This window comes from Shewanella sp. 10N.286.52.B9 (assembly GCF_002873635.1).
Lineage (GTDB): Bacteria > Pseudomonadota > Gammaproteobacteria > Enterobacterales > Shewanellaceae > Shewanella.
Map to the genome: position 1 here is coordinate 1 of NZ_MCTY01000198.1, position 17,743 is coordinate 17,743.

12 protein-coding genes are annotated in these 17,743 nt (G+C 42.3%); 5 read left to right on the forward strand and 7 right to left on the reverse strand.

Annotation, left to right across the window (positions count from 1 at the left end; all coding sequences use genetic code 11):
• The first annotated feature begins 224 nt into the window (after positions 1–224).
• A complete protein-coding gene (locus BCU91_RS15485; RefSeq protein ID WP_102531842.1) occupies positions 225–2,570 on the forward strand; it encodes a Tex family protein in 2,346 nt (781 codons plus the stop codon).
• A gap of 109 nt (positions 2,571–2,679) precedes the next feature.
• Here BCU91_RS15485 and BCU91_RS15490 read toward each other — a convergent pair whose 3' ends face one another.
• The 3 genes from BCU91_RS15490 to bioH form a co-directional block, all read right to left on the reverse strand.
• On the reverse strand, positions 2,680–2,970 hold the full coding sequence (locus tag BCU91_RS15490; protein WP_102439428.1) for a putative quinol monooxygenase: 291 nt from the start codon (positions 2,968–2,970) through the stop codon (positions 2,680–2,682).
• A 278-nt stretch (positions 2,971–3,248) separates the two neighbouring features.
• Positions 3,249–3,785: a hypothetical protein gene (locus BCU91_RS15495; protein WP_102531843.1), complete on the reverse strand. Its 537-nt coding sequence runs from the start codon at positions 3,783–3,785 to the stop codon at positions 3,249–3,251.
• Between the two features lie 66 nt (positions 3,786–3,851).
• A complete protein-coding gene (bioH, locus tag BCU91_RS15500; protein ID WP_102531859.1) occupies positions 3,852–4,613 on the reverse strand; it encodes a pimeloyl-ACP methyl ester esterase BioH in 762 nt (253 codons plus the stop codon).
• Positions 4,614–4,817: 204 nt separating this feature from the next.
• Between bioH and BCU91_RS15505 the strand changes: the two genes are divergently transcribed.
• Positions 4,818–5,534: a ComF family protein gene (locus BCU91_RS15505; RefSeq protein ID WP_198590483.1), complete on the forward strand. Its 717-nt coding sequence runs from the start codon at positions 4,818–4,820 to the stop codon at positions 5,532–5,534.
• A gap of 23 nt (positions 5,535–5,557) precedes the next feature.
• On the opposite strand, the gene BCU91_RS15510 is transcribed toward BCU91_RS15505, so the two are convergent.
• Entirely contained in the window at positions 5,558–8,182 is a 2,625-nt protein-coding gene (locus tag BCU91_RS15510) for a M14 family metallopeptidase (protein ID WP_157936297.1), read from the reverse strand.
• Between the two features lie 192 nt (positions 8,183–8,374).
• Between BCU91_RS15510 and nfuA the strand changes: the two genes are divergently transcribed.
• Positions 8,375–8,953 (forward strand): Fe-S biogenesis protein NfuA, encoded by a 579-nt coding sequence (gene nfuA / locus BCU91_RS15515; RefSeq protein ID WP_076538256.1) that lies wholly within the window; start codon positions 8,375–8,377, stop codon positions 8,951–8,953.
• Positions 8,954–9,109: 156 nt separating this feature from the next.
• On the forward strand, positions 9,110–9,697 hold the full coding sequence (locus BCU91_RS15520) for a type II secretion system protein (RefSeq protein ID WP_102531845.1): 588 nt from the start codon (positions 9,110–9,112) through the stop codon (positions 9,695–9,697).
• A gap of 99 nt (positions 9,698–9,796) precedes the next feature.
• Here the strand turns inward: BCU91_RS15520 and BCU91_RS15525 are convergent, their stop codons facing one another.
• Entirely contained in the window at positions 9,797–10,876 is a 1,080-nt protein-coding gene (locus BCU91_RS15525) for a PepSY-associated TM helix domain-containing protein (RefSeq protein ID WP_102531846.1), read from the reverse strand.
• Positions 10,877–11,441: 565 nt separating this feature from the next.
• On the opposite strand from BCU91_RS15525, the gene BCU91_RS15530 reads away from it, so the two are divergent.
• Positions 11,442–13,580: a TonB-dependent receptor gene (locus tag BCU91_RS15530; protein ID WP_102439433.1), complete on the forward strand. Its 2,139-nt coding sequence runs from the start codon at positions 11,442–11,444 to the stop codon at positions 13,578–13,580.
• 114 nt (positions 13,581–13,694) lie between these two features.
• Here the strand turns inward: BCU91_RS15530 and BCU91_RS15535 are convergent, their stop codons facing one another.
• Positions 13,695–15,647 carry a prolyl oligopeptidase family serine peptidase gene (locus BCU91_RS15535; RefSeq protein ID WP_102531847.1) on the reverse strand — a complete coding sequence of 651 codons (1,953 nt, stop codon included), beginning with the start codon at positions 15,645–15,647 and terminating at the stop codon, positions 13,695–13,697.
• Between the two features lie 85 nt (positions 15,648–15,732).
• Positions 15,733–17,658, reverse strand: coding sequence for a S9 family peptidase (locus tag BCU91_RS15540; protein ID WP_102531848.1), 1,926 nt, complete (start codon positions 17,656–17,658; stop codon positions 15,733–15,735).
• Positions 17,659–17,743: the final 85 nt, after the last annotated feature.

Here is a 17,743-nt window from a genome sequence, read left to right on the forward strand (position 1 = left end):
GTTTAATGAGAATGGTTATTAATTAAATTAATCATAAGTAATATTATTAATTAAATTTCGCAGTTTTAGCGGCTGATTTAGCGGTTATTTAACTGTGTGTGGCTTTGCTAACGGCTAAAGTTAGCTTAGATAAATAGCACAAAATCATCGATTGTTCATAAACGTTTGCGGTTGATTATGCTATCTTTGACCTCATTTGTTATTCAAAGCCAAATAGACCTTTTATGCCAAGTATTGCTCAAATAATCGCTCAAGAACTGAATGTTCGTGAGCAACAAGTCTCAGCGACGATTAACTTACTCGATGATGGTTCTACCGTTCCTTTTGTTGCCCGCTACCGTAAAGAAGCCACTGGTGGTTTAGATGATGCGCAACTGCGAACCCTAAATAGTCGCTTAAGCTATTTACGTGAATTAGCCGAGCGCAGACAAGTTATTCTTTCTAGCATTGATACCCAAGGCAAATTAACCCCAGCATTGCAGCAAGCCATAAATGCCGCTGACAGCAAAACCCGCTTAGAAGATTTATACCTTCCTTTTAAACCGAAACGCCGCACTAAAGGTCAAATTGCTATTGAAGCTGGTTTGTTGCCTTTAGCTGACTTTTTACTGGCTAATCGTAGTATTAATCTTGAAGCAAAAGCGGCTGAATTTATCAATGCCGACGCCGGCTTTGGCGATGCGAAAGCGGTTTTAGACGGCGCGCGTTTTATCTTAATGGAACGTTTTGCTGAAGATGCAGATTTACTGCAAAAAGTGCGTAAGCATTTAAGCCAACAGGCAGTGCTTGAAAGCCGCCTAGTTAAAGGTAAAGAAAAAGAAGGCGCAAAATTTCGCGATTACTTTGAGCATACTGAAGCTATTACCAAAGTGCCTTCCCATCGGGCCCTGGCCATGCTGCGCGGCCGCAATGAAGGTGCGCTCAGTTTATCGATGAATGCAGACCCTAAAGCTGAAGTGGCGCAAAGCAGTTATTGCGTGGTGATTATTGCCGATCATTTCAAACTAAAGTTTTCAGACTCGAGTGTCGATCAGTGGCTTAAAACTGTGGTTACCGCCACTTGGCGCATCAAGATTGCGCTGCAAATGGAAACCGAGTTTATTAGCCAAATGCGTGAGCGCGCTGAAGCTGAAGCCATTAATGTGTTTGCCCGTAATTTAGGTGATTTATTAATGGCAGCGCCTGCTGGCGCTAAAGTAACCATGGGCTTAGATCCTGGGCTGCGCACCGGCGTTAAAGTGGCGATTGTCGATAACACCGGTAAGTTTGTGGCCCATACCACTATCTTCCCTCATGCGCCGCAAAACGTGTGGGACAAGTCAATCCGCACTTTAGCGAACCTGATAAAAATGCATAAAGTGGAGATCATCGCCATTGGCAATGGTACCGCCTCACGTGAAACGGATAAATTAGCCGCTGAAGTGATGAGCTTTATGAAAGAGACGCATCCAAGCTTGACCAAGGTGATGGTCAGTGAAGCGGGCGCATCAGTGTACTCAGCATCAGAGCTGGCTTCTGAGGAGTTCCCTAACTTAGATGTATCGATCCGCGGCGCAGTATCGATTGCCCGTCGACTACAAGATCCATTAGCTGAACTCGTTAAAATTGAGCCAAAATCCATTGGCGTAGGCCAATATCAACATGATGTGAGCCAAAGCCAACTATCAAGCTCGCTTGAAGCGGTCGTAGAAGATTGTGTAAATGGCGTGGGCGTTGATTTAAATATGGCATCAGCACCATTATTGGCGCAGGTGGCCGGTTTAAATAAAACCTTAGCTAAAAACGTGGTTAACTACCGCGATGAAAACGGTAAATTTGAAAGCCGTAAACAATTGCTTAAAGTGGCGCGTTTAGGGCCAAAGGCCTTTGAGCAAGCAGCCGGTTTCTTACGTATTAGCGATGCTAAAAATCCATTAGATGGTTCATCTGTTCACCCTGAAGCCTACAAATTGGTTGAAGCCATTGCCAGTGCCAAGCAGCAAACTGTGGCCAGCTTAATGGGTAATAGCGAATTGTTATCCCAGCTAAATGCTGCCGAGTTTGTTACTGATGAATTTGGTTTACCCACCATCAGCGATATCTTGAAAGAGCTAGACAAGCCTGGGCGTGACCCTCGTGGTGAGTTCAAAACCGCCAGCTTTAAAGAAGGTGTTGAAGAGCTTAAAGACCTGAAGCTAGAGATGATCCTAGAAGGCGTGGTCACCAATGTGACTAACTTTGGCGCTTTTGTCGATGTAGGCGTACATCAAGATGGTTTAGTGCATATTTCGTCACTCACTGACAAGTTTGTTAGCGATCCTCACTCCATAGTTAAAGCGGGTGATGTGGTTAAAGTTAAAGTGATGGAAGTGGATGTAGAGCGTCGCCGTATCGCATTAAGTATGCGCCTTGATGAAGCACTACCCACAGCGAAAACCGCTAATCAATCTAAATCAGCCAACAGCAAGCCTACACATAAAGCTAGCGGGAATAAATCAGGGCAAAAGTCAGCCCATAAACCGCAAAAGGCCCCAGCTAATGCCGCTATGGGTAATGCCTTTGCTGACGCCTTTGCTAAGCTGAAAAAGTAACACCGCTAATGTGTTTGGCTTAGGGTTAAACCAAAAAAGGCCTTAACATCGTGAGAATACTCGTGACTGTTAAGGCCTTTTTATTTTGTAAAATTTATAGTGCGACCAATTAAGCGATATGAGTCATTTCGTTTAAAATGAACTGCTCAACAGCACCTTCGGTTGCCACCATATACTCGGCTAAATGTGCGTTACCCATGTGTGCTTGCCATAATTCACGGCTTTCCCAGTTTTCATAAAACATGAAATGTGCCGGGTTTTCGTTGTCTTGATGTAAGTCGTAATTGATGCAACCGGCTTCAGCGCGAGTTATATCCATAAGTTTTAGTAGTTCCGCTTTAACCAGCTCTACTTTGTCAGTTTTGGTAATGATGTTTGCTACGATAGTTAAGCTAGCCATGATGATAGTTCCTATAATGTATCAAGTTGAATTTGGTTCAGCCCTGTTGCTGATGAAGCTATATTAGCCATTACTTACTGGTGAATAAATAGGCTATCATTTGAGTTATTATCAAAAATTAATAGATAATCTTTTGAAGTGAATGTGTGATTGATGCTAATGGCCTAAATAACGACTATTACCTAATACAATGATTAGCGGGTAATAATGATTAGTTAGTAATCGTTCGGCCGTAATAAGTGAAGACATCAAGCCCGTTAATTAAAGTGAGAGCAGGGTTAGACTAATATCAGCAGATGAGCGAGTGGCGAAGGGGTGGTGCATTGCTGGTAACATGTGGCTATGTGCTGGCCAAACTGTTTATAAAACTCATCAGAATGCTGCTTTATCTGTTGTTTAACTTCGGCTTTTTTATTGTTATCGCTGTTAATTGCAGTCGACTTAGTGGGCGTTTGGGACTGAATGTCACGACGGCTAACAGTGGGATTATTTCTGGCTGCTACTCGCAGCAGTTGTGGCAATAAGCCGGTTAACGGTGCGCTTTGAGGTGCTTGCTGTTGTAAAGCTGATTGTTGGGATAGATGCTGCTGATTCTGTTGATCTGAGGATTGTCGCTGCTGGCGATGCTTTTCCTCTATGGTATTTAAACGGAATAATGATTCGTTTTTTTGATTTAGCGCCCGTTCATGGTGGGGCTTAGTTAACGCTTGTGGCGGTAATATTGGCTTTGCCTGCTGATTATCCGCCCGAGCAAGATCCGTTGCAACATTACTTGTTGCAAGCGGTACTTGGGGATAATTAGTGACAATTAGCATAACACTCACTTAAAAAACAAACAGTTAATGTTTAAATTATAACCAAATGCTAGCAGGTTTTATAGCCTATATTTGATGTTTTTTTATCCATGGCAATAAGCCATCTAAAAAGGCCTGTGGGTGTGAAATAAACGGCGCATGGGAGGCTTTATTGTGGACAATGTCAGTAATATTACTGGCTTGGGGTAACTGGCGGATGATGGTTCTGGGTACTAAGGCATCGCATTTACCCCAAATACGTAACCATGGCTGGCTAATATCCGTAAGCTTGGGTCGTAAATCAACCTCTCTTAGCATATCTAAACCTTGATCGAGTACTGCTTGGGTCGGTAAAGGTTTAGCCAACACTAATTTTTTTATCGCTACAATATCTTGTTTGGCCGAGTCACTGCCCATGGCTTGAATCGCTAAAAATCGCTCGACCGTTTTGGCTAGATTGACATTTAATTGCTGGTGAAATTGCGTGAGCACTTCAGGGGCGATCCCCGGCCACTGATTTTGCTCTTGGGCCATAAAGCAAGGCGAAGAGGCTACAGTGATCAGCGCTTTTACCGACTGAGGATGATTTAGGGCAATTTGAGTGGCAACTAAGCCCCCCAATGACCAACCAAGCCAGATGGCATTTTCTGGTAGAGCTTTAGCTAACGCCGCTGCCCATGCTTCAATATTATCGCTATTTGCTTGGCTATCACCAAAGCCCGGCAAGTCGACATAATGCACTCTATACTCTGATAATGCGGTTTGTAGCGGCTGAAAAACCGCAGAGTTCACCCCCCAGCCATGTAGCAATACGATATCAATAACGTCGGTGCTATTTTCATGAGTCATATCTGTATGAGAAATAGCTTTAGGCGTAATAGTAGTAATGTGCAGCGCTGGTGGATTCAAAGGCTAACCTCAAAAAGTGGCGATTAATAAATGATCGCTGGTTAAAACAACTGTCATACAGGATAAGGATATTCTATGGCTTGGCAACTCTCAAAACTCCTCAAGCTCAATTTGCACAATAATACAGCGCGGTTAGTTTCATTGATGGCTGCAGTGGCAGCTAACCTGCCTAACCGATGCTTGTTATGTCAACAAGATATCATTCAGTACTCTGCAGCTAAACCGCATACGGGGGTGTGTCAGACCTGCCTTGTGGCGGGGCTTTATCAGCAGGAAGTCTGTTTAGGTTGTGGTAAATCGATGCCGTTATTGCAAGTGTATTGCGGCCACTGCCAGCATATTGAACCCATGTTAGTCATTGCCCCTTGCAGTTATCATCAAGGCTTAGGGGAGTTAATAGCTGGGATTAAATATCAGCAGCAATGCGCGCCATTAGCGGCCTTGGTGCAAGTATTAGCCGTAAGGGGGATGGATTTGGCGGCCAGAGGTTTAATTCAACTTCCCCAAGTGCTCATTCCGGTGCCGCTACATCGCAATCGCTTAAAGCAGCGCGGTTTTAATCAAGCTTGGCTGATTGCTAAAGAGCTCAGTGCGCAAATTGGTATTCCGATGGACGATAGTTTATTGGTGCGCTGCGTTGATACCAAGGCCCAAGCGGGTCTTAATGGTAAGCAGCGACGCTTAAATTGCGCCGATGCATTTACGTTGCAGCGAGATAACCCCTACCAGCGGGTGGCGCTTATCGATGATGTGGTGACCACAGGCACCACGGTGAATGAAATTAGCCGCTTATTTGCGGCGCACTATACCCATGTGCAAACTTGGTGCTTAGCAAGGGCTGAAGCACCGGGATTATTATGAAAGGCAGACTGTAAATTAGTCAGTTATTTTGGGATAAAATACAGCGCATTGGCGTAGACTTTTTCAGAGCCTAACCATATATTTCTAAACAAAAAATTATCTGTTAATGCCACAACATGCCCTTTGCCTTTGGGCTCAACAATCATTGCTGGGGTGTTGGCAAAAGCGCGCTGATATTCCTTAGCAAGGTAACCGCTCATCAGTGGCTCATTGGTATAGTCCGCCGCCACAATAAATGGCGTGGAAGTGAGGTTAAAGCTTATCTCACGGTTTTTCATCACTTGCAGCGGGTTAGGTAAACCAAAGTTGATTGGATGGGTTTCATCCAGTGTTAACGCCACAATGGCGCCGCCGATGGATTGTCTGGCATTTAATTTAGACTTATCCGCGTAACTCATCCCTGAAGTGCTAAATAATTTATTCAGCTCTAGTCTGGTTTTAGGCTGAGACTTAAGAATATTGCGCTTATTGAGCCATACCAGCGCCCGCTTTTGCGCCACGATAGTGCCGCCATCCATTACAAATTTGCCCAGCTTTCTTGCGCTGGCATCACTGATTAAATGATAAGGCCCATCAGCCATAAAAATGTGGCTATAGCCTGATAAATCAATGCCTGCTAGTCGATTGCTGTCCACCATAGTGACAGGCGCGGCAAGCGTTTGATCAAGGTAATACCACATTTGCCCGGTTTCTGAGGCGTTAGTATCTATGCCTGTGAGCAGTAACGGCTTAATGGGGTTGATCACGCTAAATTCATCACTGCCAAGATCCATTCCCGCTAAGGTATGTGAGCTGCTTGCTGCAGTGACATCTACTTGGTATTGCGTGGCAAGCTGGCTAACAAGTAAGGCGATATTGCCTTTGTAGTTGGGCTGGCGTAAGGGAATTTGCAGGCTACCCGCTGTGAAGTCTATTGCTGCTGACTTTTTGGCGTTAGAGCTGCGATCAGGCAGGCTAAAGGGCTTTTTAGCGTATTTAACCTGTACCCCTTGGCTAAGTAATTGCTGCAACATGGGCGCCGCGGCCGCTTGTTGCCAGTCAATAATAAAGGCCACATTGCTGGCGTTATCTAGCTGCTCAGTCGCCGCGACATATGGCGTGTTATTGGTGAGATATTTGGGGTTGGGTTTAGCATTTTCACTGATACTTAAGCCCAGAGCTGATTCAAAATTCCAAGTGGAAATATCATAAAAGGTTTCATCTTTAAACTCAGTGCGCTTATCAAACAATGCTTGCAATAAGTCATGCTGTGGCTGACTTTGAGGAATGAACAGGCTGTTTGACGGCTTAAAGAGTATGTCATCGTTTTCCAGTTCACGGTTTAGATATTTGAAGCTGATTTGGTGTTGCTGCAATATCGTTGCAAGCTCAGTGATATGGGCATTACCGCCATGGGCTTTGATAAGGCGGCCAGTTTGTTTACCGTCACGGGTGCGCTTACTGTTGCGAGCAAAAAAATCACTTTGGTATGTCATCAATTTTTTACGTAGCGCATGGGCGCCTTGCAGGCTTGATAGTGAAGTAGAAAATTGATTATCAATACTATTTTGCAAGGTGACCACACCATTGGGGGACTCTTGGGCTTGACCACGGGAGCTAGCTTGCTCAAACAAAATACCCACAGCGCCATTGATATCTGGGTAGGTTGAGCCTTTACCATAGAAAAAGTCATCAAACATCTGCCCGCTAAAATATGGCTGCTTAACCTCATCCAGCGCTTTACGATGATAGGCCGCTAGCTCATTGGATAACATTTGATTGGCAGGATTGGTCAGCGGATTGACTCTATCAGCGACACCAGGTTGAAAGAAGTAGGTTTGGTCTTGCCACATCTCGTGGAAATCCCCTACATAATGGGGCTGCCATTTATGGAAAAACGCCACTCTGCCTTGAGAGGCGGGGTGGCGCAGAAATAGCCAGTCACGGTTTAAGTCAGCGAAATGGTGATTAAAACGTCCGCCGGGCCAATCTTGATTATGCTCACGATGATTAGGATCGGTAATAATCACTTGGCCTCGATTGCTATTTGCCCAGTTAGCAAAGCGATCAAAACCATCAGGGTTCTGGGTCGGAGTCAGTAAAATAACCGTATTATCGAGTAATTCTTTTACCCAATCTTCATCAGATGCGGCAAGGTAATGGCTTAACGCCACCGCCGCATGGGCGCCACTGGCTTCATCGCCATGAATTGAATAGGCCAACCAGATAATCAATGGGCTTTGCTGTAATGGACCTTGTTGTTTGACACCGTATTTTACTTGGCTGCGTTGTTCGAGGATTTCAGCTAGCCGCTGTTGGTTGTCATCTGAGGTAATGACCGCGCTAAGTTGCTGGCGTTTTTCATAGGAGTAACCAGCAGAATCTAAAGAAACTCGCGAACTTTGGCTGGCTAATAGTTGTAAATAGTGATTAATTTGATCATGTCTTAAATGCCACTCGCCCAATGGATAACCTAAATATTCAGTAGGTTGGGTGATTTTTTTATTAATTTTCTCAGCCCCGAGGCGCTGCTCAATGCGGGAATCAGCCTGCGCCACGGTAAATAATGGCATACAGATAATGAAGCCGAAAAAGGTGCCTTTAGCGAGACGAGTAAACAATGCATTGAAGCTAATCATATAAGAAACAACATCATAAAAAGAAAACAATACAATCACCATAAAGTGATTAAACTTAAATCGCCATTAAAAAGCGCAATTTCTCGGTGTTTTTTATGCAACTTGCTCACTGCAGGACTACAAAGCCGTCGCAACTAGGAGTATCATAGCGCTAATTCTTACTAAATTACTCAAGTACTATTTTTAGTACACTTTAAAGTACTATCTAACGGAGCAGTTTTTATGATCAACATTTCTGATACGGCTCAGGCGCATTTTGTTAAATTACTGGCCGATCAACCTGAAGGCACGCATATCCGTGTGTTTGTAATCAGCCCGGGTACTGCCCAAGCTGAGTGCGGCGTGTCTTATTGTCCACCTGACGCTGTAGAAGCGGATGACACTGAATTACCTTTCAACGGCTTCAGTGCCATGGTTGACGAAAAAAGCGCACCATTTTTAGAAGAAGCGAGCATTGATTTTGTTACTGACCAATTAGGTTCGCAGCTAACCTTAAAAGCGCCAAACGCTAAAATGCGTAAAGTGTCTTCAGATGCGCCATTAAAAGAGCGTATTGAATATGTGATTCAATCAGAGATTAACCCGCAGTTAGCAAGCCATGGTGGTAACATCATGCTAGTTGAAATCACGGAAGATGCAGTTGCAGTACTGCAGTTTGGTGGTGGTTGTAATGGTTGTTCTCAAGTTGATATCACTTTAAAAGATGGCATTGAGAAACAGTTACTGGAGATGTTCCCTGGTGAGCTCTCTGGTGTGAAAGATGTGACTGACCATCAACATGGTTCTCACTCTTACCAGTAAATTTGCAAGGTTTTATTGTTGTAAAATACAGCAATAGCTAATTCAAATTTTACACTAAACGCGGCCAATATGGTCGCGTTTTTTATTGGCCGTAACTTACGCTGAGTGGGAGCCTTGTGCTATAACTTAAGTATGAAAACGGAGCAGGATAACTTCATGACAGAAAAAACAACTCAATTTAAACCGTTAAAAATGCAAGGCTTTACCTTAATTGAGCTGGTAGTGGTTATTATTGTATTGGCTATTTTAGCAGTAATAGCGGCGAGTAAATTTATAGATGTAAAACGTGATGCTGAAATAAGCCGAGTAAAGGCGGTAGCGGCATCCTTTGAGCAGTCGGTTACTTTTTCCCATACACGTTGGCAAATTATTGGTGGCAGCGATCCAATGAATGATCTACCTGACTTTGCCAATAACGATCTCGACATGAATGCTTTTGGCTATCCGTTAGGCACAGGTAAAAACAACCCTATGGCCAACCCTGTCAATATTGGTCAAGGTCAGCAAGGGTGTGTCGATCTTTGGAACGCTTTGATAGAAAGCCCACCATCGGTTGCCATTAGAAATACTTCGGATGATGTGGATTTTGAATCATATCGACATGCAGCTGCGGGCGGTACAGGTGAGACCCAATGTACTTATGTACTGCGAACGCTTGGTGATACTGCAGGTCGAAATAGTGCAGAGATAAAAATTGTCTATGACTCGGTAGAAGGGACTGTTCAAGCCTATATCGATGAATAAATCGGATAGTTATTTATCAAATGCGACATAATAAAAATAGCGGCTTTAAGCCGCTATTTTTATAGCTGTAATTTAATAATATCAAATGAATTTAGGTGGCTACTTTTTCTTTTTTGACTTGAATATACGTCGATAAAAAGTGACTGTGCTGAATAATAGAATCAAGGTACCAACCACTGCGACTAATGTAATAAATACAACGTATTTAAGTGGCATATTCAATGCGTCATGCAGTGGTCTAACAAAGCTGGCCACTTGACCTGACAAGTTTCTATCGCTGTGCTTCAGGCTTGATACGATTTTGCCGTGCTGATGATCCATGGTGATACTGTCAGCATTTCTAAGCCAGACATCAGCATGACTATCAAAGTTGATACTGTAATTCATCGCTTGAGGTTTAGCCGCCTTTGGTGCATCAGGATCGGGTTTTTTCTGCCTTGGTTTATTAACCGATACTAATAACGATTCAGGCCATAAATCTTGCGCGGTTTGTAGCTGGCTTTGCCAATCGTTAGCTTTACTTACTGGATAATTAATTTCTGCGGTTGGCTTGTGCTTGAGCGCATCCATCCATAAGCCTTTATAAGTAATCAAAAAGCCGGTAATACAGAGTAAAAACAGTGGCACTGATATGAATAAACCTAATTGAATGTGGCTTTTAACTAGGCTGCTTGATTTGGTGTCTTTTGGAATAGAGTGCTTGAGTCTAAAACCTTTACGTACTCGCCACCAAAGGTAAATACCCACTAGGGTAATGACGCCACCAATGAACGATGCCCATGCATTAACGTATTTACCAATATCACCCAGTAAGAAGTTTCTGTGCAACCAAAACATCGTGGTCCAAAGCGGAATTTCTGTCACCTTGTAATGGGAGATTTCATTGAACTCGCTATCAAAAGCGATAGATTGCCCACGGGTAGCAGCTTCAAGGTAAGGGGTATGTTCGGTAGGAAAACGTACACTGCTCATTTTTGGGTAATGCTCAAAAATATACTCAGTGGCTTGTGCTTTTTGCTCAATGGTTAACGGCACATAGGTTTGGCCTTTATTATCCATTCTTTTTAGCATGTCCATGCCGCCGAGATACACTCCCGTTGTCAGCACTATCAGCATACAAATACTAATGACAAAACCGACCCAATTATGGAACCACTTTAAAGCGGGTACAACTTTCATATTTACGTTCTCAGGTTAAATATTTATGGATGACAATGACAAAAGTTAGCAGCTAACAATTATGACTGACACGCTATATGGGTAATGATAATTAATCTCATTTGCAACTGCAATTAAAGAAATGTAAAGAGTGGCATATAAGTGTCATTGTGTTGTCGAGGTCACATTTAAAGCTGTAGAGGGCGTATAAAGCTAAAAGTTTATTTGAATAAAAATTCTTGGTAATGAATTTTTTTAGCTGCTATTAAGTGAGGTTTTCGAAAAATAATGAAATTTAAGCTAACAAATACACATGTTTAATATTTGTTAATTTCTGATTTTGTGTAACTTTGTTTAAATAATTAATATCTGTATTAGTTTTGGCGATTAAACTCATCTAGCTTGGATGAACATTAGTTAATCCATTTATGCAACATTTATTCAGGTAAACTTTCTACAATTTACTTACAACAGTGTCCTTGTTCACAGTTATTTACTTCTGTTAAATAAATGGCTTCACTTTCGTCGTAATGCAAATGATAATCCATCTCATTAACGACTACTGCCATTTAAAGGGCTACTTTGTATGAAAATCTCACCTATTGCATTTGCTGTTGTTGCCAGTTTAGCCTCAGCTTCATTAGCGGCTGAAGAAGCAACTAATGACACTGATAACGGCTTAGATTTCGAGTTGAACATTGAGCGAATTCAAGTAACAGGCATGAATTTTAATAATTACAAAGTAGGCTCGTCATCAGGCGCCATGCGGGGTGATATTGCCTTGATGGATACGCCGCAATCAGTGAACGTTATTCCAGATTTTGTCACTGATGAGCAGTTAGCAACTAATTTATCTGAAGTATTAGTTAACGACTCAAGTGTGACCGGCGGCAGTGAAAAGTGGAACCGCCAAGTATTTAATATTCGTGGCTTTGAATTAGATTCTGGCAGTGGCTTTTTAATTAATGGTCAGCAGCAGTTTTCGCACTATGTGCAGCCGATTGAAACCTTGCAGCAAGTCGAAGTCTTAAAAGGCCCATCAAGCATGCTTTATGGCCAATCAGGCCCAGGTGGCTTGATTAATATGGTGACCAAAAAGGCCACCTCTGAAACCATGTTTGACTTTGGGTTCGATACCGATGAGAACGGCTCAACTCGTTTTCAACTTGATGCAGGCGGCGCGTTAAATGATGCTGAGTCAATCCGTTACCGCACTGTATTAGTTAAGCAAGATACAAAATACTGGCGTGAATACCAGGACGGTGAGGGCGATGATACTCAAGAACGTGACCGTTTCTTAGGGTACTTAAACCTTGAATTCGACCTGCATGATGATGTGATGTTATCACTGACCTATGATTACACCGATGATAAAACCGGTATCGATAGCGGTGGCTGGTTAGATGGTAACGGTGACTTAGTTGGTGATCGCGAAGATATCTGGGATATGTCGTGGGCCTTTACTGACAACGAGGTGCAAAACCTGGGTGCTGATTTAACCTGGTATGTATCAGATGATTGGAAAATGACCACAGGTTATAACCATCAATCATTTACCCGTCAGCGCTTAGATTCGTCTCCATCGATGGTGGCAGGTATGGATCCAACTACCGATGGTTACCAAATTAAGGCGTTTGATCGCCACGATGATTGGCAGCTTAAAACCGCTTATATGGATTTCACTGGTGTCGTAAATGGCTTTGGCATGGAACATCAATTGTTAGTTGGTGCTAACATTCTCGATTATTACTATGGTCAACTTATTGACCGCGATGACGCGCAGATGGTTCAGCCGGGTGGTTATGTACCTAGACCTGATCTGGATTACAACAGAGACACCACTAAGTCAGAGTCAAGCTATAAGCATTATGGTTTTTATGTACAAGACTTAATGACCATTAATGATCAGTGGCAAGTACTGGCAGGCCTGCGTTATGACGAGCAGAAAAAAGACGGCGATGGTGAAAATAGCTATGCCGTGTCACCTAAGTTTGGGGTTATTTACTCGCCTTCAGATAACGGCAGCATCTATGTAAACTACGCCAAAAGTTTCAATCCTCAGTCAATCGTTAACAATGAAGACGATGTAAATAATGGTATGAACTTAGACCCAGAGTACGGTGAGCAATATGAAATCGGTACCAAATGGGAACTGTATGATGGCGGCTTACTATTAACTGGTGCAGTTTTTGACACCACAGTGACCAACGTTACAGTGCGCGAACAATTAGAGCAACCTATTGGCGAGCATGAGTACATCACCACCCAAAGCGGTAAGCAGCATCACCGTGGTTTTGAAATGGGCGCTCAAGGACAAGTCAGTGACAATGTATTCGTCACCAGCTCAATGATGTATCTAGATGCAAAATATGTCACTAGCAGCCAAGATACTGAACAGCTAGACGGTAAAACCCCGGTAGATGCACCTGAATGGTCAGCAAATATCTGGACTCGTTACGAAGTTACCGATGATGTCGCACTTAACTTTGGTGCTATCTATGTCGGTGAGCGTTTTGCCAATACTCAAAACACCATAGTTAAAGATGACTATGTTAGATTTGATTTTGGCGCAGCTTACTCATTTGCGGTTCACAATACAGATATGAATGTACGCTTTAATATCAAAAACTTATTTGATACTGAATACCTAGATGGCGGCACCAACACCGACGTTACCATAGGTGATGGCAGACATTTCAGCCTTGCATTTGAAGCTAAGTTTTAATCTGCTTTAGTTAAATGCTTTAGTTAACAGCTTTAGCTCAGCAGTTACCTATAGAGTGTTAAAAGAATGGCCCGCACATATACCAATATGTGCGGGCCTTTTTCATTGCTTCAATTATAGGTTTTTAGATAAAAAATTATCAATGGCTCTGAAGGTCATTAAGCGGTGCTGATTGTTTGATAAATAGTGATTGGCATTATCGATTTCAACATATTCGACTTGTTTATCTAACGAGGATAATTTTCGATACATATCTCGGCTTTGGCTCACCTGTACCACTTTGTCATTATCACCATGGATTAATAAAATGGGCACATTAATTTTATCAGCATGATAAATCGGAGAGCGTTCATACAGGTCGTCATAATCATCTCCTAACACCTTTTTAGTCATCTCATGACTAGTATAAAAACGGGATAGCTTGACGAGGTCTTCTACATCAGAGACTCCTGCAAAACTGATCACACATTGGTATAATTCAGGGGTCTTTGCTGCTGCCATCATGGCGGCATATCCACCGTAACTAGCGCCAACTATGCATATGTTATTTGGGTCAGCAACACCTTGGTCGATTAAATAGCGAGTGCCATCTTCAACATCTGTTTGCATCTCTTTCCCCCAATTTTTATGTCCAGCAGTGGTGAACTTAAGCCCGTAGCCCGCCGAGCCCCTAAAGTTCATTTGCAGTACAGCATAACCTCGGTTAGCAAAGAACTGAGCCCAATAATCGAATTCTTCGCCAACATAAGAATTAGGTCCACCATGGGGAAAAATAATGGTAGGTAAGTTCTTCGCTTCACGTCCTTTGGGCAATGTAAGGTAGCTAGGTATCTCTAAACCATCTCTGGCGGTATAACTCATTGCTTGAGGTTGGACTAATACATCTGGCGTGAGTTGCGAATACTTGGTCGCAATCACTTCTAGCCTGTTTGCATCGCGATCGCCATAAAGATACAACCCTGGTTGAGTAGGACTTGTAGCAAAAACAATATAACGGCGTTCATTTTTACTAAACTGAGTCAGGTAGTTTTGGGTATCGGGTAATGCGCTTTTTAAGCGCTTGATCAGTTTTTGATAATCTTGATCCCAAAAGTGATATTCATTATCGATACCTGCGGCAATACCAATGGCCTCTCGAGTGATATTAGAGTGCAGCAATTGTGCATTAACGTCACTATTGTCTTCGCTAAATACGAGTTCTTTATGAAGTGTAGGATCCCTAAGATCAACTTTAAAAATGGCAAAGTAACCATCTTGGTAAGCTTTGACGAAGAGAATATTGGGGTTTACGTCAAATCCTAGAGGAATAACGCTGTCTTCTGAATATGCTTCGTGTTTCCAAAGTAAACGTAATTCACCATTGGCTTCACTTTGCTCGTAGGTTCTATATTCGGTGGTATCAGGGTCTCGATAAGTGGCAATACGAACCTTATTTTGCTGATCTGTCATCCACTTGATGACATGCTCTCGATAGTATTGTTCAGTGGAAACCCTACCGGAATACAAGTTAACTTTTAGCACGCTATCTTCATTCACTCGCTCACTAAATCCGGCAACAGATAGCAAAATGTGCTGAGGATCTTTAGGGAGTAAATCGATAATGTGATGCTGAAATTGAGGATTAAACTTAAAACGTTTAAGGGCTTTTTTAGTTAATACGCTGCCCACATCACCGGTTTTTATATTGTACTTTATCAGCAAACTTTCATTAGCATTTTTTCCAAAACGTTTCGAAGGCAAAGTGGCTGCAATGAGCAAGATTTCATCGCTGGCCCAGGTTAAATTAAAAATGGTATAGCGTTCATGGTCATTTTTAAGCGGTATATGAAACTGACCCGTTTCGGTATTAAACAGCGCCACAATCTTATGCGGCTCTTCGGCGCTATCGTCCAAAATTAACGATGCTATGTGTTTACCATTTGGTGACAGCTTTACAGTGCTGACATCGGGAATACTGGCAAAGGCTTCAACGGGGAGTTTAGGGGCAGTTTTTGGGGGAGTATTATCGGCAGCCAAAGCTTGCTGACTTAGCACCAAAGTGGTGATTAGTATGGAAATCCATTTCATTATTGATTGTTTCTCTTAAACGTTTTTTTGATAAAGAATCAGTACCACAGTGTTGATTTACTGGGTACTGTTCTGAATTTAAAGCTTAATGTAAATTTTGATGTAAAAACTTTTCTATAGCGATAAAGGTTTTAATCCGATGCTCATTATTACTTAAGTAATGATCGCCGTTTTCAAGTTCGATATATTCCACAGGCTTTTTTAGATCGTCTAACTTATCAAACATGTCTTCACTGTGCTGCACGCGCACTACACGATCTTTATCGCCGTGAATAAGCAACACTGGGACATGAATGTCTTTAGCTTTGCCTAATGGCGAGTGTTCATATAGCGCATCATAGTCATCACCAATTTGTTTTTTAACGATTTCAAAATTAGTGTAACGTCTTGAAGACTTGACTAAATACTCCACATCGGTGACACCCGCCACACTGACTGCACATTGGTATAAATCTTTGGTGGTAGCAACGCCCATTAATGCGACATAGCCGCCATAACTGGCGCCGACAATGCATATTTTTTTCGGGTCAGACACCCCTTGCTCAATCAGCCAGCGGGTACCATCTTCAACATCATTTTGCATATCCAAGCCCCAGCTTTTTAAACCCGCTTGCATAAAATCAAAACCATAACCTGATGAACCTCGAAAGTTCATTCGAAATACGGCATAGCCTCTGTTGGCTAGAAACTGGGTCCAATAATCAAAGCTATTTGAGTCATAACTAATGGGGCCGCCATGGGGGAAAATAATAGTAGGTAGGTTTTTAGCTTCTTTGTTTTGGGGCGTCGTTAGAAAAGCTTCGATTTCTAAGCCGTCTCTGGCTTTATAAGTCAGGGTTTTAGTATCAGCTAATAATTCAGGGTTTAACTCTTTATAGCGGTATGCAATAGGGAGTAACTCACCCGCATCACGATCACCAAATAAATAAATACCCGCTTCTTTGGCATTGGTTGAGTAGACAATATAGCGGCGTTCATCGTCACTAAATTGGGTGATGTAATTACGATAGTCTGGTAACGCTTTATTTAGTCCATTAGCTAAGCGAACGTATTCGTCATCCCAAAATGTATATTCAGATTCGTCACTGTCATTAATGCCGATGACTCTTTGTTTGAGACTTGAGTAAATTAATGAGCCTTCAACGTCATAGGACTCTCTGCTAAACACCAATTCTTTAGTTAGTTTTGGGTCGGTTAAGTTAACCTTAAAAATAGCCAATAAGTCATCATGATATGCTTTTACATAAAGAATATTGGGGTCTTGCGCAAAGCCCATCGGCCAAACTTGTTCCTTAGCAAAGGCCTCAAATTCCCATAAAACACGTCTATCTTCACCTGTGTCAGCTTGTTCGTAAATTCTGAACTGACTATCTTTGTGATAAATGCCAATTCTGACTTTATGCTGTCTATCGGTTATCCAGTCTTGGATATTTGGTTCTGCTGGTTGCACAAACTTGAAAGCTCCATTGTTCAAGTTGATGTTAATAACCGACTCAAAATTGGGCTTGTTACCTAAACCACTAATGCCCAGTAACAGTTTTTCTTTATCATTTGGCAAATAGTCGATGATGTTAGATTGGATTTGCGGCATCCATTTGAATTTTTTAAGAGAGCGACTGCTGATAATGCTAGAGGTTTTATTTTTACTGATAGAATACTTCATCAACCTCGTTTCTGTAGTTGGCGTGCCGTAGCGTACAGCAGGGAATTTAGCTTTGATTAATAAGGCATCATCACTGGCCCATTGCAGTGATAAAATCACAAATTTTTCATTATCCGTTTGCAGTGGATAAAAAGACTCACGGGTATCAATATCAAGGATATTAATAATAGAGCCTTTCATTTCATTGGTATTTAAGCGGACTAAAGAAGCTATTTTTTTGCCATTAGGTGACATGGTCACATGGCTAACATCTGGAATGCTGGCAAATGCTTCCAGCGGTAATTGTTGGGCGCTAACTGAAGCTGAGCATAGCCAAAGCGTCACTAGTAAGCTAAAAATCCGTTTCATTAAAATCATCCCTATTATTGTTGTTAACTAGATGTTATCAGTCGCGGGACTGATAAATCTACTGTTAATTCAATAATAAAGAGCG

Bases quoted from the DNA above. Each gene is read 5' to 3' on its own strand.
- BCU91_RS15530 (WP_102439433.1), top strand. From the start codon at position 11,442: ATGAAAATCTCACCTATTGCATTTGCTGTTGTTGCCAGTTTAGCCTCA.
- BCU91_RS15540 (WP_102531848.1), bottom strand. From the start codon at position 17,658: ATGAAACGGATTTTTAGCTTACTAGTGACGCTTTGGCTATGCTCAGCT.
- BCU91_RS15485 (WP_102531842.1), top strand. From the start codon at position 225: ATGCCAAGTATTGCTCAAATAATCGCTCAAGAACTGAATGTTCGTGAG.
- nfuA (WP_076538256.1), top strand. From the start codon at position 8,375: ATGATCAACATTTCTGATACGGCTCAGGCGCATTTTGTTAAATTACTG.
- BCU91_RS15520 (WP_102531845.1), top strand. From the start codon at position 9,110: ATGACAGAAAAAACAACTCAATTTAAACCGTTAAAAATGCAAGGCTTT.
- BCU91_RS15505 (WP_198590483.1), top strand. From the start codon at position 4,818: ATGGCTGCAGTGGCAGCTAACCTGCCTAACCGATGCTTGTTATGTCAA.
- BCU91_RS15495 (WP_102531843.1), bottom strand. From the start codon at position 3,785: ATGCTAATTGTCACTAATTATCCCCAAGTACCGCTTGCAACAAGTAAT.
- BCU91_RS15490 (WP_102439428.1), bottom strand. From the start codon at position 2,970: ATGGCTAGCTTAACTATCGTAGCAAACATCATTACCAAAACTGACAAA.
- BCU91_RS15535 (WP_102531847.1), bottom strand. From the start codon at position 15,647: ATGAAATGGATTTCCATACTAATCACCACTTTGGTGCTAAGTCAGCAA.
- bioH (WP_102531859.1), bottom strand. From the start codon at position 4,613: ATGACTCATGAAAATAGCACCGACGTTATTGATATCGTATTGCTACAT.
- BCU91_RS15525 (WP_102531846.1), bottom strand. From the start codon at position 10,876: ATGAAAGTTGTACCCGCTTTAAAGTGGTTCCATAATTGGGTCGGTTTT.